This window comes from Arcticibacterium sp. SM2516 (assembly GCF_057914865.1).
Genome location: NZ_CP195290.1, coordinates 2405238 through 2430249 on the forward strand (window position 1 = coordinate 2405238; position 25012 = coordinate 2430249).

22 protein-coding genes and 1 pseudogene are annotated in these 25012 nt (G+C 38.8%); 7 read left to right on the forward strand and 16 right to left on the reverse strand.

Going from position 1 to position 25012, the window contains the following annotated elements; translation table 11 throughout:
- Positions 1 to 27: 27 nt before the first annotated feature.
- The 7 genes and pseudogenes from ACSBFT_RS09965 to ACSBFT_RS09995 all read left to right on the forward strand — a co-directional run bounded on the left by ACSBFT_RS09965 (position 28) and on the right by ACSBFT_RS09995 (position 4857).
- Positions 28 to 1554, forward strand: a complete 1527-nt coding sequence (locus ACSBFT_RS09965) for a Dabb family protein (protein ID WP_489604496.1) — start codon at positions 28 to 30, stop codon at positions 1552 to 1554.
- Between the two features lie 46 nt (positions 1555 to 1600).
- Complete coding sequence (locus ACSBFT_RS09970; RefSeq protein ID WP_489604497.1) at positions 1601 to 2311, forward strand: 3-ketoacyl-ACP reductase; 711 nt, start codon at positions 1601 to 1603, stop codon at positions 2309 to 2311.
- Positions 2312 to 2595: 284 nt separating this feature from the next.
- Positions 2596 to 2724, forward strand: a pseudogene (locus ACSBFT_RS09975) (SDR family NAD(P)-dependent oxidoreductase); the annotation flags it as partial.
- A gap of 97 nt (positions 2725 to 2821) precedes the next feature.
- On the forward strand, positions 2822 to 2995 hold the full coding sequence (locus ACSBFT_RS09980) for a hypothetical protein (protein WP_489604498.1): 174 nt from the start codon (positions 2822 to 2824) through the stop codon (positions 2993 to 2995).
- 154 nt (positions 2996 to 3149) lie between these two features.
- Complete coding sequence (locus ACSBFT_RS09985; protein ID WP_489604499.1) at positions 3150 to 3974, forward strand: helix-turn-helix domain-containing protein; 825 nt, start codon at positions 3150 to 3152, stop codon at positions 3972 to 3974.
- An 81-nt stretch (positions 3975 to 4055) separates the two neighbouring features.
- Complete coding sequence (locus ACSBFT_RS09990; RefSeq protein ID WP_463047307.1) at positions 4056 to 4661, forward strand: SRPBCC family protein; 606 nt, start codon at positions 4056 to 4058, stop codon at positions 4659 to 4661.
- Between the two features lie 13 nt (positions 4662 to 4674).
- On the forward strand, positions 4675 to 4857 hold the full coding sequence (locus ACSBFT_RS09995) for a YgaP family membrane protein (protein WP_463047306.1): 183 nt from the start codon (positions 4675 to 4677) through the stop codon (positions 4855 to 4857).
- Between the two features lie 173 nt (positions 4858 to 5030).
- On the opposite strand, the gene ACSBFT_RS10000 is transcribed toward ACSBFT_RS09995, so the two are convergent.
- The 16 genes from ACSBFT_RS10000 to ACSBFT_RS10075 form a co-directional block, all read right to left on the reverse strand.
- Positions 5031 to 5795 carry an SDR family NAD(P)-dependent oxidoreductase gene (locus ACSBFT_RS10000; protein WP_489604829.1) on the reverse strand — a complete coding sequence of 255 codons (765 nt, stop codon included), beginning with the start codon at positions 5793 to 5795 and terminating at the stop codon, positions 5031 to 5033.
- Positions 5796 to 5827: 32 nt separating this feature from the next.
- A complete protein-coding gene (locus ACSBFT_RS10005; protein ID WP_463047305.1) occupies positions 5828 to 6844 on the reverse strand; it encodes a zinc-dependent alcohol dehydrogenase in 1017 nt (338 codons plus the stop codon).
- 69 nt (positions 6845 to 6913) lie between these two features.
- The gene (locus ACSBFT_RS10010; protein WP_489604500.1) at positions 6914 to 7294 is read right to left on the reverse strand and encodes a VOC family protein; all 381 of its coding nucleotides are present in this window, start codon (positions 7292 to 7294) and stop codon (positions 6914 to 6916) included.
- A 1-nt stretch (position 7295) separates the two neighbouring features.
- Positions 7296 to 9362, reverse strand: coding sequence for a heparinase II/III domain-containing protein (locus ACSBFT_RS10015; RefSeq protein ID WP_489604501.1), 2067 nt, complete (start codon positions 9360 to 9362; stop codon positions 7296 to 7298).
- A 1-nt stretch (position 9363) separates the two neighbouring features.
- On the reverse strand, positions 9364 to 10065 hold the full coding sequence (locus tag ACSBFT_RS10020) for an RraA family protein (RefSeq protein WP_489604502.1): 702 nt from the start codon (positions 10063 to 10065) through the stop codon (positions 9364 to 9366).
- Positions 10065 to 10763, reverse strand: coding sequence for an SDR family oxidoreductase (locus ACSBFT_RS10025; RefSeq protein ID WP_489604503.1), 699 nt, complete (start codon positions 10761 to 10763; stop codon positions 10065 to 10067). Before ACSBFT_RS10025 ends, ACSBFT_RS10020 begins: the two co-directional genes overlap by 1 nt.
- A gap of 79 nt (positions 10764 to 10842) precedes the next feature.
- Entirely contained in the window at positions 10843 to 12510 is a 1668-nt protein-coding gene (locus ACSBFT_RS10030; protein ID WP_489604504.1) for a sodium:solute symporter family transporter, read from the reverse strand.
- 3 nt (positions 12511 to 12513) lie between these two features.
- A complete protein-coding gene (locus ACSBFT_RS10035; RefSeq protein WP_489604505.1) occupies positions 12514 to 13230 on the reverse strand; it encodes an SGNH/GDSL hydrolase family protein in 717 nt (238 codons plus the stop codon).
- A gap of 26 nt (positions 13231 to 13256) precedes the next feature.
- Complete coding sequence (locus tag ACSBFT_RS10040) at positions 13257 to 14963, reverse strand: glycoside hydrolase family 28 protein (RefSeq protein WP_489604506.1); 1707 nt, start codon at positions 14961 to 14963, stop codon at positions 13257 to 13259.
- A 14-nt stretch (positions 14964 to 14977) separates the two neighbouring features.
- Positions 14978 to 16543, reverse strand: coding sequence for a glycoside hydrolase family 28 protein (locus tag ACSBFT_RS10045; protein ID WP_489604507.1), 1566 nt, complete (start codon positions 16541 to 16543; stop codon positions 14978 to 14980).
- Between the two features lie 31 nt (positions 16544 to 16574).
- Positions 16575 to 18083 carry a GH39 family glycosyl hydrolase gene (locus ACSBFT_RS10050; RefSeq protein ID WP_463047296.1) on the reverse strand — a complete coding sequence of 503 codons (1509 nt, stop codon included), beginning with the start codon at positions 18081 to 18083 and terminating at the stop codon, positions 16575 to 16577.
- A 9-nt stretch (positions 18084 to 18092) separates the two neighbouring features.
- Positions 18093 to 19250 (reverse strand): hypothetical protein, encoded by a 1158-nt coding sequence (locus tag ACSBFT_RS10055; RefSeq protein ID WP_489604508.1) that lies wholly within the window; start codon positions 19248 to 19250, stop codon positions 18093 to 18095.
- A gap of 34 nt (positions 19251 to 19284) precedes the next feature.
- Entirely contained in the window at positions 19285 to 20841 is a 1557-nt protein-coding gene (locus tag ACSBFT_RS10060; protein WP_489604509.1) for a glycoside hydrolase family 28 protein, read from the reverse strand.
- A gap of 1 nt (position 20842) precedes the next feature.
- Positions 20843 to 22264 (reverse strand): GH39 family glycosyl hydrolase, encoded by a 1422-nt coding sequence (locus ACSBFT_RS10065; protein WP_489604510.1) that lies wholly within the window; start codon positions 22262 to 22264, stop codon positions 20843 to 20845.
- A 66-nt stretch (positions 22265 to 22330) separates the two neighbouring features.
- Positions 22331 to 23248, reverse strand: a complete 918-nt coding sequence (locus tag ACSBFT_RS10070) for an alpha/beta hydrolase (protein ID WP_463047025.1) — start codon at positions 23246 to 23248, stop codon at positions 22331 to 22333.
- Positions 23249 to 23292: 44 nt separating this feature from the next.
- On the reverse strand, positions 23293 to 24990 hold the full coding sequence (locus ACSBFT_RS10075) for a RagB/SusD family nutrient uptake outer membrane protein (RefSeq protein WP_489604511.1): 1698 nt from the start codon (positions 24988 to 24990) through the stop codon (positions 23293 to 23295).
- Positions 24991 to 25012 lie beyond the last annotated feature (22 nt).

The following is a 25012-nucleotide window of genomic DNA, read 5'->3' on the forward strand; positions in this document are numbered from 1 at the left end:
TCTTTAAAGTATTAAAAAACTAGATTTATGAATAAGGTAAACATTTCCTTTCTACTTAGTTTATTACTTCTGTCTCAAATTAGTTTCTCGCAATCTACAGATGCTCTAATGCCTTATATGCAAGACTTTAAGAGTATAAGTGCTAATAATACCGTGACGGTAACGAGTTATAAAAAAGGCGGTTCTCACTATGTTTATGTAGGAGGATTTAAAGGGGTTGATGTTTTCAGTATGGATAATGAAGGTAAACTAACACTTGTAAGTACCCAAGAGCTTTACAAAGTAGAAGGGCCTGCCAGAGGAATGGTTGCCGATAATATCAACGGCACCGACTTTTTATTTGTTGCAAACAAACATGGCAATGCCATTGAAACTTTTAAAATTTTGGTCGATGGTTCCCTTGAACGTGTTTCATTAACCATGGATACCGATGAAACTCATCTGGGTATTGCCATTACTTTACAGGTGGTTCATATGGAGAAGGCATCTTACCTTTTTATTGGTGGTTTGGAAGAAACACCAGGCTTAAGCAGTTTCAAAATAGAGGATGATGGAAAGCTGACTCATGTGCAGTCCATGAAAGATGATGACAAAATCTTTACAGACGGAATCATTGGCATGTTCACACATAAAATTAAAGGAAAGACCTATTTATACACTGGCGGCTTTCAAGACAATGGTGTAAGTAGTTTTGAAGTCAAGGACAACGGTACTTTTAAAAACATCAATAACATTGGCGATAACACTAAGGATAGATATTTAACAGGTGCCTACCCAGTAACGGGTGTTAAACTAGGAGAGAATTATTATATCATAGTAGGCCACAGACATCATAAATATTACGAGAAAAATGGTTTCATTAAAAATCCAAACTTTGTCTACCATGGGGATGGTGTGAGTGTTTTTAAGATTGACAAGAAAGGAGCTCTCGTGCCACACTACGTTTTAAAAGATGATGAAAACACAAAACTACAAGGACAAACAAGAATAGAAATTGTATCTGTGAGCGATACCGATGCAGTTTTAGCAATAGGTACAAGAGACGATGCCAGTATCCAGCTTTGTAAATTAGACATGAATGGTATTCTAAGCCCTATCAATTACTTAGAAACTGGATTTTCTATTTATTATGGATTAAGGTCACATAAAATTGGTGAAGACAATTTCCTTATTGCAGGCTCAAATAGGTTCGACCTTAAAAAGGTAGCAACCTATAAGATTCTACCCAAAATAAATAGAAGTGGCAAAGTCCTAAGGCATATCGTCAACCTTAAATACAAGGAAGTCGCTACTGAAGAACAAGTCAACGAGGCTGTACGAACTTTCTTAAATCTTAAAAATGAAATCCCAGAAATAGAGCATATAGAATGGGGTGTAAACGACAGTAAAGAAGGAGCCAGCAAAGGTTTGACACACGTTTTCAACCTCACATTTAAGGACGACCACGGTAGAGAAATTTACTTATTTCATGAGGCTCATATAGCCTTAGTCAGTAAAATTGGGCCGATTATAGCAGATGTTTTGGTGATGGATTATTGGACTGAAGCTAATTAAACATCAAATAGACAACATTTTATTCTTCAAAAACGAATTCAAAAAAATGAAAAGTATAAAGGCCATTATTACAGGTGGTGGCAGAGGACTAGGAAAAGCAACCGCCATAGCATTTGCTAAAGAAGGAGTTGATATCGCTATAACAGGCAGAAATGAGACCGTTTTGAAAAAAACAGTTGCTGAGCTAGAGACTTACGGTGTAAAGGCCATTTATTCGGTATTCGATGTGGGTAATTATGAAGAAGTAAAAAGCAGTATTAAAGACTTCATAGATAGATTAGGTACGGTTGATATTTTGGTGAATAACGCTGGTATTGCCACCATTGGCTCATTTAATGACATGGAAGTGAGCGAATGGAGTCAAATTATTCAAACCAATTTAATGGGGATGTATTATGTAACTAAAGAGGTATTACCACATCTACTGTCTAAGAATGAAGGAGATATTATTAATGTTTCTTCTACGGCAGGTTTAACTGGTAACCCAAACGTATCTGCCTATTCGGCATCAAAATTTGCAGTGATTGGTATGTCCGAATCGCTGATGAAAGAAGTACGTAAAAACAATATTAGGGTTATTACATTAACACCAAGCACCATAGAGTCAGAAATGACCGTTGAACTGGGCTTTGCAAAAGAAGGTTCAGAAGACAGTGTGCTTCAACCAGAAGATTTTGCGGAATTAATTATAGCCGGTCTAAAACTTCCAAGAAGAGCCATGCTGAAAAGTGCAGCTTTGTGGTCTACTAATCCGTAGACCGATTGGGAGAATTCCTTCAAAAAAGAGAACCAAGAGATGAGATATTTTTTAACAATTCAAAGCTACCTTTTTATGTCTAAGGCAATAGGAAAGAAACAGACATGTCTATTTGGTTGCCTTTGAAGAATTAAAACAAGCATCTAAGACACATTTAGACAGTGTAGATTTCAGTAAACATTGCTAGTAATAAAGCTATTCGCTCATTTAATGACATGGAAGTGAGCGAATGGAGTCAAATTATTCAAACCAATTTAATGGGCATGTATTAATTAACTAAAGAGGTATTACCACATCTACTGGCTATGAATGAAGGAGATATTATTAATGTTTCTTTTACGGCTGGTTTAACTGGTAATCCAAACATATCTGTCTATTCGTCATCAAAATTCGCTGTAATTGGCATATCGTAATGGCTGATGAAGAAAGTTAGTTAAAACAATATTAGCTTTATTACATTAACACTAAATACCATAGAACCTGAAATGCGGATTGAATTAGGTTTTAATAATGAACGAGCTCCTGAAAGCTGGACTAGAAGAACGCTTGATGTTTGAATCTGATAATGCTGACATCAATCTGACGGTAAGCTCCGCCATGAACTTAAAATCCCTATCCTTTAATCAAAAAGCTAAAATCTTCTATGAAAATGCAGAAAGATTCTTTGCAAAAAATAAGCTATAATTCCCTGCTGTATTTTATCAGGACTTGACATCCAGGTGGCTATAGAAATATTCGACTTTAGGTCTTAACTTAGGCTTTTAAGTCATTACACGTTGACTTCAGTTTCGCACTTACAAAGCCCTACTTTAGTAGCATTAAATAAATGGAAGAAACATTGAAAATAATAAAATACAAGGGTTACGTAGTTTTTCAAAAGCTCTATGTTACATCTTTCATCCGTTTACCGAAGGCATATTATGATAACGAGGCCTGTTTCATATTTGTCAATCAGGGCGAGTTTTATATGAGGACTCAGACCGAAAGATTGCTTCTTAACAAGGAAACTGCCCTTCTGGCCAAGTGTATGAATTATTTCTATGAGACCACTAAAAAGTCAAAAAATGAGAAAGACAACATAGAAGTGATTGGGCTTATGTTCTATCCAGAATTGGTTCAAGACTTGTTTGACTTTGATATAAAAAAGTCTGAGCATCAAGTGGATTATAACCTCATGCAGGTTGAGGTTAATCAACTGCTAGAACATTACAAAGCAAGTATTAGTATCCTTTTGGATAACCCTGAGTTGGCCGATGAAAACTTAATAAAAAACAAGCTTCGTGAATTCATATTACTCATGACCAAAATGGTCACGGCTCCTTCTGAAGTTGATTTCTTAGCCTCAATGTTTAAACCCAATTTCGCCAAGTTTGAAACTGTGATACAACATAATCTCTACTCCAATTTAGACCTTAATGAGTTGGCCGCTTTGTGCCACATGAGTTTGTCCACTTTCAAAAGAAAATTTAAAGAAGTTTATCATGAAAGCCCTGCCAAGTATATCACGCAAATGAAGGTTAGAAAAGCTACGGATTATTTAAAGAATAAAGATCTGCGGATATCCGACATTGCGTACGATTTAGGATATGATTCATTAACGACTTTCAACAGAGCTTTTAAAGAACAAATTGGCAAATCGCCGTCAGCATATCGAATGAACTAAAATGGTCAGGTTTTGAACTAAAACGCCAAAACCTTGACCATCATTTTCATGACCTTTGTTTTGTATTTAAAACAAAAAGTTATGAAACGATTAAAAACAACCTTTGCATTATTAGTATTTGCACTTGCTGCTCAAGCTCAGTCTAACAACCCATTAGGAAAAGCTCCAACTGAAATAAGTGTTGAAGTAGAAATCAACGCTCCAATTGAAAAAGTTTGGGCTCAATTTGCCGATATAGGTAACATTTACCTGAGCAGCCCCACGGTAGACACTTCTTATACCTCCTCAAAGCAAAATACAGGGGTTGGAGCTACAAGGCACATGATTCTTTCTCCGATGATGAAAGCAGGAGCCACGCTCGACGAACGCGTATTGGTGTGGGAAGAAGGTACCTACATGAAATTTGAAGTTTACAAAGTTTACCAAGTGCCAGGGATAAAAACCATGGTAGGTGACTTCGGACTAATGGCAAAAGGCGATAAGACCATACTTACTTCTACATTGAACTATTCCATGACCAATGGTATGTGGGGAATGATGAACAAAATGATGGGAAAGAAAAAATTTGCAACCGTTTGGAGAAAAGTGATTGCGGGTTATAAATACCATATTGAAACAGGTAAGCCAGTGACACACGAGACTCCATTAGACATCAAGCCCGTAAAATTAATTACAATCGAAATTTAAACATTTAAGTAATATGGAAAAAAACGTTGGAAAAACAGACAAAATAATTAGGCTCTTATTGGGAGCTTCCATCATCACTTTCGGAGTCATCATTGAATCCTGGTGGGGAATAGCAGGTGCGGGAATAATCTTGCCTGCACTAATGGGTTCTGATCCTTTTTATTCTCTTATTGGTGTTAATACCAATAAGCCTTAAAAAAGAGATTTAGAAACCAATACGGTGACCCATAGCGATTCGCAAGTCACATTGAGATAAGTCAACTAAACTAGTGTTTCTTGATAATGAATGAAGATTAAAAATATCAGTTATAGATACAATCATCTTCATTCATTATTCAAGGCTAGTTTGAAAATGTAATGGAAAGACGCTCAACGCCCCATCCAGCCGCCATCTACAGTCACAATACTGCCATGTACATAACTTCCGGCATGAGAAGAAAGAAAAACCACCACGCCTTTAAAATCATCAGGACTCCCCCATCTTCCAGCTGGAATACGCGAAAGAATAGCCGCACTACGCTCTTCATCATTTCTTAAAGCTGCAGTATTATCAGTGGCAATATATCCAGGGGCTATGGCATTTACATTGACGCCTTTAGACGCCCATTCATTTGCCAATGCCTTTACAAGACTTCCAATGGCTCCTTTGCTGGAAGCATAGCCAGGCACTGTAATTCCACCTTGGAAAGTTAAAAGTGAGGCCGTAAAAACTATTTTACCCTCTCCACGTTCTACCATTTCCTTTCCAAATTCACGGGCTAGTATAAACTGAGAATTTAGATTAATCTCTATAATTTCATCCCAATATTCGTCTGGGTGTTCCGCAGCAGGCTTTCTTAGGATATTTCCTGCATTATTGATTAAAATATCAATCACACTGTGCTCAAACTTTACTTTTTTGATAAAGTCATAAAGAGCAGAACGATCTTTAAAGTCACATTGATAAGCGGTAAATTCTCTTCCTAAAGCTTTAATTTCTTTTTCAATAATACTCCCTTCTAATTCTAGCGTGGCAGATACTCCAATGATATTTGCACCGGCTTCTGCCAGTGCCAATGCCATTCCTCTGCCAATACCTCGCTTACAACCCGTCACTAGGGCTGTTTTCCCTTTTAAACTAAATGATTCAAATATATTCATTGCTTGATATTCTTTTATTTATAGCATTAAATTTCCAGAAGATACTTCATCCCCGCCGGATTGCTGTCAATCGTTTTAAACACTTCTTCCGCTTCTGCAAGTGGAGAAACCTGAGTAATCATTTTCTCCAGTGGGAGTTTATCACTCGCCGCTAGCGTTATGGCCTCTTCAAAATCTTCTGGTTCATATACTCTTGCACCAATCAACTTTATCTCTCTCCAAAAAAAGCGAAAGAGATCTACAGATTTTTGTTCTGAATGAATGGCCACCATCACTATCCTTCCCCTCACTTTTGGTAAATCCGTCATGACCGATACGCCTGCTTGTGTACCTGACACTTCAAAAACAACATCAGCCATAGCTCCTTTTGTGAAATCTGCCACACTTTTCGCTAAGTCTGCCTCTTTGGGATTTACACATTCAAAACCCAAAGACTTAATAAAAGCAATTCTACTTTCATTTACTTCGGATATGAGTACATGACCACCTTTTTCCCTTGCCACTAAAGCAATGAGCAAGCCAATTGGTCCACCGCCAATAACCACGGCGTATTCACCAGATTTCAATTCGCCCAAACGTACATCATGACAAGCCACAGCCAAGGGCTCAATCATTGCACCTAATTGTAAAGAAAGATTATCTGGCAAATGATGAAGTGTAAATGAAGGCACATTCCAGTACTCTTGCATTCCCCCAGGCGTATCTATTCCAATAAACTTAAGATTTTGGCCAATATGTTTAAAACCATTATCAATAGGTAGCTCTACTCCTGGATGTAAGGGACGAACGGTCACTCTATCCCCAATTTTCCATTGCGTCACACCTTTTCCTAACTCGTCAATCACGCCAGAAACTTCATGCCCAATGACTTGAGGAATTTTCACACGTGCGTCCATATTTCCATGGTAAATGTGCACATCTGTTCCACAAACCCCCACATAGGCCATTTTCAAGCGTACTTCTCCCTTTTTTAGTGGACTTTTCTCCGTTTCTTTTATTTGGAAAGACTGCTGCCCTCCATAGTACAATGCGTTCATCTTCATGTTTTTTTTATTTTCAATAAGGTTTAACCTCTTCTATAACAGGCTCTAACACCGGGTACAGCAATTCCACTATAGTCCCTTTCTCTCTAAAATTTGTAGCATATTACCTTCTGGATCAAAAAGGTTACGCACTTTACCTCCACCAATTGCATTCGCCAATTCTCCTCCCCATTGAACTCCTGCTTTATCCAAAACTGCTATCGCTTTTTGAATATCACTCACCCTTATGGCAATGTGAGACCAGCCAGGTGTCCAGGTAGTTCGTTCAGGCCTTTGGGTATCATCAATTGGCATTATCTCTAAAAGCGAATTGTCGGCAGCCTTTAGCATCCAAACTGGTTTTTCATGACGAAACCATTTAGTATAGCCCAAATGGGTACAATACCAATTGGCCAATTCTTCTACGTCTATTGCGGCCACCGCTGGATGATCTATTCCTGTAAAAAGCATATTATTTTATTCTTTTAAGTTCGTATTCTTTTTTGTTGTTTTCCACTTTCCACTTTTGACCTGAACCAGAAACAATTACAAAAGCATCTTCATCGAGCAATTCCAATTCCCAATTCTCATGGTCATTACTCAGAGAATAAGTTTCGTTATTCTTCTTAAATGTCCATTCATCTACTTTCTGTGGATGATCTAAGACTATCGTATGAACAACCCGCCTGGTCTTTAACTTTTCATTTTCTGTAAATCGAAATATGAGACTATCACCAGACTTACCTTCTCCAACTTGATTTGGTTCTGTATGGTAGGCATCATGAAGAAATCCGAAAACAGGGAAGGATTCATTAATACTGCCTCCATGAATTATCTTCATTCCAGCATTACCTTTTTTTACTGTCAATGAATTGTCCTTCGCTTCCCATGACGTTTTCTTTTCCTTATTATTAACCACCCAGTTCCAAACGGTGCTTACTGGATAATCTGCTTTGATTTCATCTACAATAAAAAGAGTATGACTGCCTGCCAAAATCCAAAATCTAGAGAAACGCTCTATTGGCTTTCCATAAGCATTGCCTACCTCAGCACCCAAAACAGACAATGAGCCATCTCTTGCACAAATTAGTTTCTTATCTCCTCTTTCAATTTTTTCAGTCCCCTTTCCGTCTTTTATTTCTCTTCTTGGGAACACACTTTTTTGCTCCAAAAGTGAAGCTTTAGCCATGTCTTCTTGCAGTCCTAAAGATTCTTTCTCAATTAAAAATGTACAGGTATTATGTGTTTGAGAGCTGCTTTCCAGACCATGAATTAGGTTTCTATAACAAGAATGACCCGGATCGACCAATAACCGTTCTTGATTGTGAACCAGAATAAAGCTATTCAAGTCTCCATGAAGATGCCCTAGCCCATGTAGTGGCTCACTACCGCCATTGGTGGCCAATATGGTTTTCCCTTCCCAAGCATCCCGAATAAACCCATTCCCATTTGAAAAACTTGTTGTTAAGGGAAGTTTCGCCTTTTCAGGAGAAGTACTTTGTAAGGGATAAGTTAGGAGTGGTAAAGTCAAAAAGCCCCAGTCATTAATCATTCCGAATGCTGCCAAATCATGAGGTCCTTGATTGGGAACAGGCTGATAATACTTTTCAAACAACCAGTAAGCCAATCCTGCCTCATTGTTATCTTTGGTTCTAAGGGCTATAGAGAGTAAAACATCAGCAGATGGTCTAAAAATAGCAGCACTATCATTAAAGTTTACCGCTCTTGCCCTAGGTTCTTCTCCCCAATTTGACAACGGCTTACTGTACAACATACTTTCCACAAACCATGTGATAGATGACGGACGAATGGGCTGCTGACTTGTAGACGCTTTATTTATAAATTTAGGATATTTCCTTAATACCGCTTCTCTAGCAAAAGTTTGAGCTATCCATAGGTAATTTCCATATTGAAGCGACTCGCCATAAGAGCCATCATCTTGAAGAGCGTCTAAACATAACTCAAATTCTGGTAAAAGCTCTTTAACCGTTTCTTCCTCTTCTAAAACCACGGCCGTCACCATTGCCCCACTAAACAATACACTTCGCCAGTTCGCCAGATGATGGTTGTTATTTAACCACTCCCTGCATAAATGAAGCCCTTTTTCACGTAAAGCAGTTTCAATTTCTTCGCTCTCTGAGCTCGTGAAAATATCCTTTGCCAGATCAAATGTAGCAGCTATTCCCCAGCATAAATGTGCCGTTTCCAGATTGCCGATATAAGGTTTAGAATGGTTTCTAAAATTGGGGCCAACCCAATCATACTCAGATTTTCTAACAATATCCAGACAGTGATTTCTTAACCACTCCTTCAATTCAGAGCTTGGTTTTAGGGCATAGAACATGGCGGCATCAGACAGATATTCGGCTGCCGAATGCCACCAAATGGTCGTGGCATTCGGACCCAAAAGGCTTCCCCAAGCCACACGTTCATGCACTCGATTTTCTAGAGCTTTATAAAAAGAAGACAACATGCTACTTTCGGACGCTACTGCCTCCAGTATAGCTTGTTTCTCCAACTCAGTTAAAAATATTGCCATTTTAGAAATACCCTCCGTTTTTTACGACATCAGTTGGTTTCATTCCGTTTTCTACCATCTCTCTAATTTCACCCTCCTTATTCAGCAGTTGTTCTGTAGCCACGAGAACATCGTAAGCAATAGCTTGTGGAATGGAAATAACGCCATCGATATCACCAAATACCCAATCACCAGGCGTTACCACTACTTCACCCATTAAAATTGGTCTTTGATAATGGTACATTCTGAAACGACCTAACATTCCAGTATTGGATTTATATTGGTGAAAAATAGGAAAACCTAAGTCTAAAATTGCACTCGTGTCGCGTATCCCATTTACCACGGCTCCTCGGCAACCCAATTTAGCCGCAGCCATTGACATGACCTCTCCCCATTGTGAAGTCACTACATCACCTGTACAATCCCACATCACTATGACATCTTGAGCAAGCGATTCTAGCATTTCAGCTCTCATTTCAAACTCACCTTCCGTTGTGATGTCGGGTCCCCCTTTTACCGTAAAAGCCAGACCTGCTATCTTCATATCTTCTCTCAAAGGAGCGAAGTGTGCAGGCAAACTAGAAGCATGCATTTTATAGTTGAAACGTAAAACATCGTTTACGGCACCTGAATATAATTTCAAGTACCTTTCTCTCATTTCGCTTACTGAGATTGGAAATGGAGAAGCCTGTTTTACTTCTGTCGCGTGTAATTCTGTATTCATTATGCCAAAAATTTCATGTTGTCAAAATTGATTTCTCTTATTACCACATAATCTGGCTGACTTAGCACAAACAAGATTACATTAGCCACATCTTCTGGTTTTAGGAATTTCTCTCTTGGGACCTTCCGGTCTCCCCAATAATCACTGTCCGTAGGGCCTGGGTTAACGTCAGTTACTTTTATACCTAACTTTAATACTTGATCTGCCAAACCACTGCTTAAGCCGCGTGCTCCAAATTTGGAAGCACAGTAAATCGGTGCATTAGGATTGGTTCTTTGACCAGCCATTGAAATCACGGTGATAATGTGCCCTGATTTTTTTTCTTTCATCACCTTTAAAGCTTCTCTATTGCACAAGAAAACCCCTTTGACGTTTACATCCATCATCTGTTCAAATACATCCAACTCCGTATTTGACATGTCAGGAGAAACCTGGCCCACGCCTGCATTATTCAATAAGGCATCTACTGAGCCAAATGCTTCCAAACAAGCTTTAAAGCCCGCTATGACATCGGCTTCTAATGTTACATCTCCCTTAAATGAGCGTAGATTTTCATGCGAAACCTCATCTGTCAGTTGTCGACTGCGGCTAAAATCAAACACATTGGCTCCCATTGTTAGCAATAGTTGAGCTGTTGCTTTACCTATACCACTTGATGCTCCGGTAATGAATACTGTTTTATTTTTTAGTTTGTCCATTTTATTTGATTTCAATTATTAAGTCATACCTACTAATATTCAGGTATTATTTTTTTATTAATTCAATACTATTTCTATGCTACGACGCTTCTTGATCTTTACTTTTCTTGTTTCTTAGCCACCAGACCACAATACCCATAAAAAGGCAAACCATTCCCGAAACTATTGATAGCACACCACTGAGTTCTGTATAGTAAATCAGTCCCATTCCAATGAAAAGAAGGGCAGAGAAAAGAAGTGAAATAGCGTATAGATATTTCAAGGCATTTTCAAACTTTCTATCTATGGACGGCTTATCTGTAATTGGGGTACTCAAGAGTTTGAAAAAAGACTCCACACGTGCTATATACTTTGGATCCTTTGGAAGTTTCAAGCCGGAGGAATAGAAAATGAAAAGACAAACGATTACTTCAATGGTGGTTGCCATTTCCCATGAAAAATATTGCGGCATAGCGTTCAAGACTATCCCAACCAATGCTCCAATGATAACGGTGAGCATAGCTCCTTTTGCAGTAGGTCTTTTGCTTAAAATTCCAAGTACCAGTGGGATACCTATTGGAATCGCGAAGATTCCTGTAAATAATTTATTGGCTTCAAAAGCTCCTCCAAAATCTTGAATAAACAAAGCTCCAAACAAAACAAGTAAACCGACTAAAACAGATGCAACCTTGGCAATCAAAAGAAGTTGCTTGTCGGTGGCGTCATTATTTATAAGTCGCTGATATACATCTTTTGATAAAACACTTGCGATGACGTTATACTCCGAATTAAGTGATGACATGGTAGCAGCGAACATAGAAGCTATCATCACACCCATTAGACCAGGTGGCAATAAAAAACTTGAAATGGCTACATACGCCATTTCCTTATCTGGTAACTCTGGCATTAGAATTTTGGCAACCATTGGTGGTACAAGAAAAATAATAGGAGTTACTAGAAACAAAGCAGCACTGAGGTAACCCACTTTTTCCGCTTCCTTTTCATCCCTAACGGAGTAAAATCGCTGAATAAAAGTCCAATTCTCGTTGTACTTAATGATGATCATCAGGTAATAAACTGCGAGCCAGAAAAACTGGCCTTTAGGTCCATTAAACCAATTTAAATGATCTGGCAGTTTCTGTGAGATTGCTTCGAAGCCTCCGATATGATCTAAAGAAAGCCAGAATAACATAATGGAAGTAAAGAGGAGTATGATGAACTGCACCGTTCCCATAATAGACACCGCCCATAGGCCACCGTATATGGTAAAAGCAATGACGATAATGGAGGAAACAACCATGGCCATTGGTAACGACAAAGGCGTAACCGCTGTAAGAAAAATACCAATAGCGTATAAACGAACGGTATTATCTAAAATTCTCATGAATATTCCAACCCAACCGACCGTTTGACGTAGCGAAGAATTAAAGCGAGTTTCAAGATATTCTATTGGTGTTGAAGCATTAGAACGACGCCATCTTTTAGCAAAGATTAGGGCCGCAATAATACAAGCTGGTACGGTACTGGTAAGCACGGTCACCGAAACCAAACCATATTCGTATGAAATACCTGCGTATGCCACAAAGATAAAAGTACTGAACAAGGCCATAAAATTGCTTATTCCCGCAGCTACCCACGGTAAGGCACCTGAGCCTTTTGTATAAGCGTTGACGTCTTTCACATGCCATTTAAAGAAAAGGCCAATTCCTGCCATTAAGATCAGATAAAGAACAATGGCTAAATAATCAAGCGTTACTAGTGAGCTCATATATCAATCGTTTGCGTTTATTATTGAATCTCTTAAATAACTCTGAATTGAGCCTGCTAAAAAAGCGGCTTGTAATGCCCTAGTTTGTTCGTTATAATGCACATGGTCAACAAACTGCTCGTTACCTAGTTTTTGCGTAAAAGCAAACAAATCTATCATTGGAACATTGTGTGCTGTAAAGATTTCATCGGCAATGGCATTATAAGTGGCCACATCCGAAGCATATCGTCTAATGGACTTAGACTTATTATTATGGATGGCGTCTACCACCGGTGTGGTTCGTATCCAAATTAAGCCAATACCCTTCTTTTTTAATACTTCAATGATGTCTAGCAAATTACTTCTATACTCCTGTTCGGTTACTTGAATCACACCCGTTTGTGGGTCGTGTTTGATATCATGCAGCCCGCAGTTTAGCACTAAGAAACCTGGGCGAAAATTAGACTCTTGCGTTTTCTTCTTTAAGTAAGCCAACACCATTCGAGAATCTCCGCCGTTAGCTCCTACCGGAACGTCAAGGTTTTTCTCTGCTCTACCATCATCTTTTTTACGGTCAAACTGTACCGAACCGGCTAAGTATTTCTCAAGATATGGTCCGTAATGGATGGAGATACTATCTCCAATCAAAAAAATAGATGGCTGAGATAAACTCCATGCGGATAGCGTAATAGCCAATCCGATCATCAGTACCGTTGTTTTTATATTAATAATTCTTTTCATTTCATTTCAATAAGTTACTTTCAATTTTACTTTTCGATGGTTCCAAATTCTTGCACAATCCCCTTCCATAAAGGTTGCTCAATCACGTACTTCTGTTCTACTCCTTTAAGATAATTATTGACAAGATTTATGTCTCTAGACTGCTCCCCTTTTACCTCCAGAAAAACGGCCCCATTCCCAGTCAACATACTCTGAGAAATTGAAACTTCTTTTGCATTAACAAGTTTAATTAGTGCGGATGTTTTTTGAATAGATTGAGCCATCAATCCATTTATATTTAGTAATTCAACATTGTCGCAAATCACAGCAGGACGAACGTCATCCTGAGCAAATCGCAGCTGAACTTGGTCTAGCCTAAGGTTTTTCACATTCCGAACAAAAAAACCATAACTAGGCAAGTAGTTTCCGAACATACCACCCACTGGAGAGCCATTGGGTTTGACAGGTACCTGATGATTGGGATCTACGTCTGTCAGCCCTCCTTCAAATTCAAGATCAAGGTTGCTTAGCACTATATTTTCCAAAGGAGTTTCTACTAATCCAGTAATGGAACAGCCTAATGGTGACAACCTAGTCCCTTTAATATTGTGAATGGTGATGTCTTTTAAAACTGGCGAGTTGGTGACCGTATGGGTACCAAATTTCTTATTCCTACTACTCAACCGAACAAAAATAGCCTGACGTTTGATATTCCTCAAAGTGATATTTGAAATATTAACCCGCTGAACACTGGCACCATCGGCTGTCATGATGGCAATTCCTTCTCCAAAAGTATCGAACACCACACAATTCTGGATGAGAATATCCTCAAAGCGACCCGTTGTTTCTGTCCCTATTTTTATACCGCTCGCTCCTGAACTTATTACACAGTTAGTTATCACTATATCTCTGCAAGCCTTATCAGGTGAAAAACTTTTTAAGACAATCCCATCATCACCAGCGTTAATGTAGCAGTTCGCTATCCTAACCAGTTCGCAATCCACAATATCAAGCCCATCCGTATTACGATGCTTTACAGAATGCTCTCTATTCGCTTGTTCTATATCCTTATTTTCTCTACTGTCCACGGTAATACCATCTATCACTATGTTTTTACATTGCTGATAAGTTTGCACCCAGGATGCCGAATTTTTGAGGGTGATATTCAAAATTTGTAAATTTTCAACCCCTCGCATATGAATAATTCGAGGACGATACTGAAAGGAAGGATACTGATAAGCATCGGTCAATTTTCGCTTGTCTATGACATGCCCATTTCCGTCAATAGTACCACCACCTTCGATGGTAATGTGGTTTACATTTTCGGCATAGATAAGTGCTTTACTTGTATAATCGCCATCATAGGTAGGGTAATCAGATGCAGTATTTGCATAATCCTCTGCATCTCCGCTTCCTAACAATGTAGCACCAGCCTCCACGTACAGCGTCACATGACTTTTTAGATAAATGGTAGCGGAAAGAAATATACCGTTATGTAAGTAAACTCGACCTCCTCCTGCTTTATGACATAGATCTATTGCCTTTTGGATAGCCTGAGTATCCATGGTTTTCCCATCTCCTTTGGCACCGTGGTCATATACATCCCAAGTGCCCGAATCATGAGAAGAGTCATTTTCTTTAAAATGTTCGATTTCTAAAACTTTTGAATCCATACTTAGGCTCGTACTAAATGCAGCCTGAATAGGACATAAAATCCCCGAAATTATTAATATAATAAGTAGTTTATGTTTCATTTTTTAAAAATTAATCAATCCATGTTTACGACCTTTTTCTTCCAACCTAGTGGCTTCTCTACCTCAAAATCGGTAACACCTTTCCCTTGAAAAAAGGTAGCTGATGTACTATTCTTTGTAACTCGGGTGTTTTTAATACTCAGCCCTTCCACATCATTTGCAATTATTGGAACTCGTGGGTCGCTGGCATCACTTCCCATTAATAAGCCTTGTATCATCACATTTTTTGCATGACGGATAAACAGCATAGAGGATGGCAGATTCCCCCAAACTGTTGGTTGTGGATACCCATTTTCGTCCTCTTTTACCCCTTCGATGTTTTCAATAAATTCGCCTTTCACCAGACCTCCTTCATTAAAAAGCTGGACATTACTTAAAGTTACATTTTCTATATAATAACCTGGAATTGCTGTAATGGAACTTGAATAGTTTCCTGAATTATAAGCCACTAAATTGCTTATAGAGATATTCTTCATTACTCCCACTGCAGGAGTTGGTGATTCTTCTGTATGCTTTCTTGCTCTGTTTCCTAGACGAATATATAGTGGACATTTTGTCCCATCTATCGTTACATTACTTATTGTTATCCCTTCCATTGTTCCTCCATCAACTATTTCTAATGATATTCCAGTAATTCCTGAAGGAAAATCGTGAAAAATAGGCTTAAGTTCACTTCTGCTTGGTTTCACTACACAGTTTGAAATGGTAATATTCTTAAAACCTCCCGTGGATTCAGTTCCAGCTTTTATAGCGTTACACGAACTGGAAACCACACAGTTTGTAATAACTATGTCTTCGCATGGGGCTATACCCGTACTTTTCAAAGTAATACCATCGTCATCAGAATCAATAATCGAATTGGAAAGGATAAACCTGCGACAACCGTCAATATCAATCCCATCATTATTTCGATTAGAGTGATTATAAACTTCAATTTTATCAATAATTACATCTTCGCAATTTAAATAGTGTTGGTTCCAACTACCTGATTGGGTTATGGTAACACCTTCAATTCTAAGCTTTTTACACGAAATAAATAATATAGAACGCGAACGGCCATCTCTATCTCCACCTAACAAGTCGGGTCTTGGTTTTTGCACACTTCCTTGCCCATGTATCGTTCCAAACCCTCGGATACCAATATTGCTCACCTCATTGGCATATATCAAAGCGAACCATCCTCCAGGGTCTTTCTGCGATCGATAACTAGGCTGTGGCATCCTCGGAAAATCTTGGTGCTGGCCACTTGCCAATAAAGTAGATCCTCTTTCGAAGTATAATTCGACATTATCTTTCATAATAATGGTTCCTGAAAGGTATATACCAGGAGGAAAATAGACTTGTCCTCCACCTGCTTTATGACATAAATCTATAGCCTTTTGTATAGCCTGAGTATCCATAGTTTTCCCATCTCCTTTGGCATCGTACTCAGATACATCCCAAGTTCTCTTAATATTATCTGAACCAACAACTTCAATTACTTTAGTATCAAAGTCGGCTTTTTGACCCGAACCAAACACGTGCTCAATAGGCGTTAAAGCACTAGCCAGTATTAAAATAACTTGGAATGTATGTTTCATTTTTTTAAATAAAAGTTTAATTTTTCTTCATTTAGACCACCTCTTTTCTTTCCATAATTAACATAGGATAATCACGTAAAGGAAGATTTCTAAACAATTGAGCTTCATGGCTAAGTCTAGATTTATCATTATCATAAATCTTTTCATGATCGCTGAGATCAAATATTTCGCCTTTTAAAGGGTCTACAAGAACTGGATTGTCGAATCCGCTTGCTTCCCAATCCCATAAGATTAAATGAGCATTTCTCTCTGTATAGGTATCGGCTGCTTTCTCAGTTGACCAAAACGCTAGAACAAGACCATTGGCGGTATTTAAAGTACTAGAACTCACCGATTCAAGCGTTTCCCCAACGCCATTTCCATATTTGACATACTCCTTTTCTCCCAGTGCTGCCTTTCCGTCAATTACATGTATGATGGAATTATGAACATTTACATCTCCATGAACCAGACTACCTAGGTTTTGCAGTGCTTTGAAAGCAACCTTTGGGCTTATCTCCGGCTTCGCCCTTAAAATTCCTTTAAAGTTTATATTCCCTGAACCCTTTGGGTAATCATGCAAATCGACAATTAAAAACCAAAGAGTCATGTCAATGCCCAACGAACAATCGGTCATCAGTCTTCTCAACATAATCTTGGCTTGTATATTTTCGGTATAAGGTCCTTCACCAGCGAAACCCGTACTGTTAGGATCGGATGCAAAACCATTTTCTCCTTGCCATAATTTGAGCTTAGGATTATACTGTGTTATAAACACTTTTAACGCTTTTATTCTGTCCGTATAACTTTCTGGAATTGTACCGTAAGGATGAAAAGAAAAGATATCTATCTCCTTTCCTAAACCTGCTTCAAACATAGACTTAATAAACGTGAAGGGAATTCGAGAAGTTACCCCGCCAATTATAATAGCATTTGGACAATTCTTCCGAATTATTGGAGCCGTAAGCCTCACTAAATCCACATACATATTAGCATCAATTTCACCAGGCCTCCAAAAACCTTTTAAATTTGGTTCATTCCAAATTTCGAAGTATTGAACTTTTCCTTTATACCGTTTAGCCAGTGCTTTTACAAAACGTGCCCAGCCATCTTTGGCTTCTTGAGTAAGCATTGGATGAGAACCTCTTTCACCTTCCGTATAATGCGTATTCCCATAACCGACATTAAAAAATGGTTGTATTCCACGCTCTATCAGACCATCTACACTTTCATCTAACCATTCCCAATCATATTGATTTTTCACAGTTTCCACCCTATTCCACCCAGTTTGCAACCTTCCCCACTTCACAGGCAGGTTGTCCATCCACGGATATACTTCTTTCGGATCCCATAGTTTACGATCCAGTGTTTCACATCCAATTCCAAAAGGAGAGGATTGAATTTCTTTAGGGCTTTTGACCGTAACATTACCAATCTTTCCTAGTTCAATTTTATCCTTTTGAAAAATCTGAACTTCTTCATTTTTGCCCATCCCCAGAAGAGATGCTGGCAAAGGAAGAACAGCCAATGATTTTAGAAATAACCTTCTGTTGCTTTCCATAATTTTTATTTACTTTATTGCGTTATTTAATGACCCGTTGAAAACGTTGCAAACGTGAAGCGAATGAGCGTTATAATGATAATTCCCTTCATAACCTGTATCTCCTAAAAATTCACTTACTAGTGCAATTGAAAGTGGATAAAACCATGAACCTAGCATAATTTTCTCACGATTTGGATCTTCATCACGGAGTTCTGCAGATGCCATTTTATCTCCTTCTTTCCAAATCCAATGAGGACGAGGAACCCAGTCAGCCAGTTCACTATCTTTTCTGTGTAATAACCAGCCTACTCCATCCTGACTTTCATGCTGTAAAGCATGAGCTAAGTATTTACGACAAGCCACTTCCACATCTGCTCTTCGGTAATCTGTCAAAGCCATCAAATTAACAAGCTGATACGCTCCGTCGAAGTCTGGACAATCAGAGCCCCCTTGCCAAAAAGAGCCATCGGGTAACTGGCAAGCTAGCGTGGAATCAACACAGCGTTCTAAATGTTTTAATGGCCAGCCTAATGCAAAGTATATCGGCACCACATGTATAGTTCCAAAAAGACCATTCGGTAAATCTGCACCAAACTGAGTTCCCCAAAAACCAGTTTCCGGATCTTGTAATTCCTCCAATGCTCTATACATCCCTTTTTCCATGAGAGCATTCACTTCGGTACCACCGAACCAATCTCGATGTGCAAAAAGTGCAGTGGCTGCCGCTAAAACCTGATTTCCTGCAGACCAAGAGTTTTCCCAATTATAATGCTTTACCCATTCATATAATTTTTCAGCATTTAATAGCGGCTCTAAAAAGCTTAATTCTTTTTCCGCTTTACGACCTAATATTCTTAATGCCCAAATATTTCCCCTTGTATAGTGCCATGCCGGTTCCATTTCTTCTATCGACCTAATACGATTATTGTCTGATTCTTGTTTAGAGAAATAACCTTGCTTTGTTTGACGATTTGTGAATTGTTTAGCCCACGTATCTAAGTCCTTTTCAGAATACTTAGGCAATTCACTAAACAAATCGAGTACATGTGCTGCATGATAAGAACCATAGAAGCTCTCGCCCTCATTGGGCTCCTTACTATACACCCCTGGAGTAGCACCGATCTTCATAGCTTCTACAAAATCCAATGACACTTGCTTTATCCTTTGATATCCACTATTCTGCATATTTCAATTAATCTTTCGTTTTCTAAATCAATACTTATTTCCACAGTTGGGTTTTTACTTCCCTTTTCGTTAAACCATTTGTAAAGTTTACCAATGGTTTTTCACCTTTATAATTCACTTGAATACCTTGCGTTGAGCCGCCTACAGTTATAAATTTCCCTCCATGTTTCACTTCTTCAGAAATATTTATGTTTTGGCAATCTTCTAGGCGATAATTCATTCCTTGCTTCGTGTCAATATCATTTTTCTCAAAAATAATTTGACTCGCATTAGAGCATATCACCCCCTCGGAACTATTTATTTTCATGTTTTTAAATTTCATATCCGTAAGATATTGACCGTTAGGAAGCCCTTGAATTTTTATGGCCGTATTGGCATTTTTGCATTCAATATTTTCAAGGTAAAAGTTTCGGAATATTGGTGCATGGTTTAGATCAAGCGACTTCTCATTATAGGACATTTCTCTTTCAATGGGTTCGCTATCATAGCGTAGGTTAAAAACTATAGCTTCATGTTTAATTGAATCCATTCTAATATTTCTAATCCAAATGTTTTCGACTATTCCTCCTCTTCCCTGTCGAGATTTAAACCTTATTCCTCTGTCTGTACCCGAAAAATCACAATCTTCTACCAACACATTTTTAACTCCAGCCGACATTTCACTTCCAATCACAAAACCACCATGCCCTGCGAGTACGTGGCAAGCTCTAACTATAATGTTTTCGCTCGGTCTACCTATCTCCCAAGCTTCTTCATCACGTCCAGACTTAACACAAATGGCATCGTCACCTACGTCAATAAAACAATTTTCAATGAGCACGTTTTTACATCCATCAGGGTCAATCCCATCATTATTAGGACCATGTGAAATGATACTGATACCCCTAATTATTAGATTTTCACAAAAAACAGGATGCAAATTCCATGAAGGGCCATCTCGCATTGTAAAATCTTCCAGCAGTATGTTCTTACACTCTAAAAATTGTATAAAAGGTGGCCTAACGCCAGCCTCTACTGTGCCAAACACACGATCATCAATGGGTACTCTCGCCTTTCCCATTTTAAACAGTGCCGTCATTCCTGGCTGTTTGTTTTTCCAAGGCCACCAAACCTGACCCTGCCCATTAAGTGTTCCCTTTCCAGTTATCGCAATATTTTCACTGCCATTAGCATAAACCATTGGCGAATAATTATAACAGAAAAAGCCTCCTCTTTGAATTAAAACCACAGGAAGATAGTCCTCAAAATTTTGACTAAACCGTACTTCTGCATCCTCTTCTAAGTGAAGATTTACATTACTCTTTAGATGAATGGGACCTGTGAGCCATACACCTGCAGGAACTAATACCGTCCCACCGCCAGCTTGATGACAATCCTCTATGGCTCGAGCAATAGCCTTAGTTACATAACCTTCTTTGTCAGCTGTATTTTCTATATAAGAACGAATATCAAAAACCTGCTTCTTAAAGTTAGGCTCCTCCCATTCCGCAAAATCAAATGGAATATTGGTGTCCGTTTTTTGAGCGGACACATTCTGGCCAATCAAGACCAAAAGCATAAACCATTGTATTTTCCTTGGAAGTATTCTCATTTTAATTTTCTAGTAACAACGTACCTTTCTCAGCTATTAAAACCGGATAATCTGGAATAGGAATACCCGTAAAAACGTATTGCTCGACATCTTTTTTCCAGTTTTCTGATGGTATTTCAAGTACTTCTCCAGATATCAGATCCACTAAGACTGGTTTCTTAAAAGAACCATTTTTAATCGTAATCGTAGTCTGTTTAGGCTCGTACTCTTCTGCAGGTCTTTCCTCTGCACTCCATAAACTCACTATGGTGCCTTCATTTTCTTTATGACGATATTGAAAGGCATTAACGGTAGCTTGATCAGTAGCGGGCTCTTCATTTTTCATCAATTCAACTTGACTATCAAATAGAGAAAATGCATGCTGAGCTGCCTTATATGCCATTTTGGGTCTTTCAATTGTTTTATCTGGGTTGGTCTTTAAAATCCCTTTGGTATTTACGCCTACCATATGATCGCCAGCAGCATAATGCATATCACTAATGGTAAACAAGTTTGTTGCAATACCACGTCCATGGTCGCCCATCATTCGACGTAAATCCCATTTAGCTTGTGATAATTCTGTCCAATCATACTGACGTAATGCTCCTATAGTCACCTCTTTAGGGGTAGAAGGTGCTCCATTCTCACCTTGCATAAATTCAATATCAGCTTTGTAAGACCATACTAATTCTCTCAGTATCTCAATTTTAGGATAAGATGTACTTGGGTTTGGAGCATATCCATGATATGTGAATATATCAATATATTGTAGACCGTCATTTTCTTTTAGATAGTCCATAAAGTCTTTCACAAAATCTAACTTAGTAACACTTGCCATTCCCAATGCTATTAAGCGAGCGTCAGGTTGTTCCTCTTTTACGATCTTCGCTGTTCTTAAGTAAAACTCGCCCATTATCCTTCCTGTATGAGCCTTGTTTAGATCTGGCTCATTCCAGATTTCCCATTCAGGAACATGAGCTTTATAACGATTCACCATGGCTCTTGTCCAATTATCCCAAGCCGTTAGAGCCTCTTCACCCATAGGAATAAGACCTGCCAGTTTTGCTTCACCACCACCTTTATAAATCGGATTTCCATAAGAAAGCTCTACCCATGGTGATACTCCTCTTTCAGCGGCATCTGGGATAACTTTATCCAACCATTCAAAGTCATATTCCCCTTTTACTTTTTCTGTTCTAGCCCACCCACCTTGGAGGCGTATACGTTTAGCTCCGAGCGGACCTAGATATTCTTTATAAGATTGATAATCGGTATAGTCTCGATCCATTGTTTCTCCACCAATAGACCAAGTGCTAGATTTTATTTCCTTGGCATCCCTGGTCTTTAATTGACCAACGTTTTTCCAATCTCCATTAGAAGTAGCCGTACAGGAGTAAATAGCCAGCATCAAGCCAGCGACTGAAATGTATTTTAGTATTTTCACGATTTATAAGTTTTATAAGACATTTAGATCTTGTTTAAAAGCTCTCAAAGAGCCCATTATTCGTCTTTAGTTTAATCCTCTCTTTGCAAACCAAAGCTCTAATTCAGACATCCAGGAGTTTTGAATTTCAGGGGCAACTCCGAAACCGTGCACACTTTCTTCATAAATGTGTAATTCGGCCGGCACTTTGCTTTTTTTCAAAGCCTGATAAAAAAGGATACTGTTAGATACAGGAACTGCAGGGTCATCTCCCGCATGAACTAAAAAAGTAGGCGGCGTATTCGCATTCACATGCTCATCAGGCGAATAATCGGCAAGTTGCTTTTCGTTCAGGTTTTCACCGAGAAGATTTCTTCGAGAACCCTTATGAACATACGCTTCACGAAAACTGACTACAGGCCAAGCCAAAACTAAAAAATCAGGTCTTAGTCCAATAGTGTCTTTATCATTTTCATAAGCTCTATTCCAATGCGTAGCAGCCATGGCCGCTAGATGTCCACCAGCCGATGAACCCCAAAGGCCAACTTTATTTTTTTCAATATTCCATTCCTCTGCTCTACTCCGTACTATTCGCAATGCTTGCTGAACATCTTGAAGCGAACCAATTGATGGCTCCACCATTAGGCCATCTGCTGGCAGTCGATAAGTTAAAATAAAAGCAGTGATTCCCATTTCATTCAACCGCTGAGCAATAAACCTAACATTCTCTATATTCAAATTCCGATAGCCCCCACCAGGGCAAATTATAACGCTTGCCCCGTTGGGACTATTCGGACGGTAGAGAAAAAGCCTTGGATTTAAAACCGAGGATAGTGCAATCAGCTGGCCTGCTGAATTGAAAGTCATTTTCTCAGAGAAGTTTGAAACTATTGCATTCGGCACCCCCGACGGATAGAGTGCAATTTCTATTTCAGATTGTCCATTACAAACAGATTGCAAAGACATTAATCCGATAAAAAGAAGTGCCGAAATGCATTTAGCCATTTTATTCAATTTATTGTCAAAACTTTAGAAATAGAACAACAGATTTAATAACCTGGATTTTGCTCTAATTTTGCATCTTTATTGGCTTCAATTTCTGAAAAAGGAATAGGAAATAAGTTGTTATGGTCGTTAATATCATCTCCATTCAAAGGATTATATTTCCTTACTCTTTCTACCAATTTCCCCATCCTAACTAGCGTCAAACGACGATTTTCTTCGAAAATCAACTCTCTTGCTCTTTCATCTAAAATGAATTCCAAGCTAACATCAGTGGCTGTAATCAATTCTGCTTTGGAACGGGCACGAATAACATTAATGTCTGCCGCAGCCTCTGCCAATTGCCCTTTCAAGAAATAGGCCTCTGCCCTAAGAAGATACGTTTCAGGAAGTCTAATAAGATAGTCATCTCTATAGGTAGCTCCAGCGGTTGATTTTAAAGTTAAGGCAACGGGATCGTCTATTAGACCTGATGGGTGCTGACCGGGGGTAGTAACCTTTGAAGGAATAGGGTACCATCTCCAACTTTGTGCCACCCATTGAGCGGTAGGGAAATCTATCATACTTTTTCCAAAAAACTTAGAATCCGGATTCGCATAAATAAAGTCACGAACAATATTATGTTCCGAAGTCCTGATATCCGTACTATTCACTACCCGATTATCTGCATCTGCGTCCAAACCCCATATGTCATATAAATAATAATCCGTAGTTCTTATAAACGAAGCCCCTCTACCTCCCTCATTTAAGGTAGACCTAGGTGCACTGTTTAAAGAAGCCGCATCGCCATTTGGATCTTTCAAAGTCCATGAGGCAGGAGCTACTACTCGCTCTAGATTATTGGCACCACCACCTGAAGATGTTAGCGAACCTCCAGGAACATCAACTTCATACTGAGCCACCCAAATTGATTCGGTATTCCCTGATGAACGATTTTGATTTCCTACGCGAAACAAATCGTAATAAACATCTCCCGGCTGATCTTTAAGACTGCCAAAACGACTTTTCATTAATGATAAATTAGAGTTCCCAATCACCTCAGCTGCAGCTGCAACGGCCTTATCGTATTGCTTTAAAGCTATATACGTTTCAGCCAAGAGGTGATTTGCAACCGCTTTGTTTAACCTTCCATCCGTCACGCCATCTACATTGGGTAAATTATGGACTGCCTCAGTGGCATCACTTATAATTTGATTAAGAACATCCTCTTTAGATGATCGTACAAAATCACTTTTCGGAGAAGTGGCTTCATCTAAAACCAACGGTACACCACCATAAATGTGAACCAAATAACGATAAGCCCAAGCTCTAAAAAGTTTAGCTTCACTGGCAATTAGCACCTGTTTTGACTCAGGCACCTGCGAATCAGGCAACCTTGAAATAATGGTATTGGCATTGGATATGATTTTATACCAATTTACCCAGTGAGATTTTGACACGCTTCCTTGCGGAGTAAGAACACTATTATAATTACCCAAACGACTATTATCAAGACGGGCATTATATCCGATATCTGTTCCTGCATAAGCAATATAATCTGTGCCATTACGGTCGCAAGCATGCTCTTCTCTAACTCTAGCATAAAGATCTACCAAAGCCGCCTGAAAGTTAGCTTCGCTAATGTAGGAATTCTCTGGACTGTAAAAATCAAGTGGTATTTCTTTTAGAAATACATCTTCTTGACAACTTGTGTTTAGCATCATTATGACGGCTACTAAACTTATTTTCAATAAATGAGCTTTCATATTTTTAATAATTAATATCTAA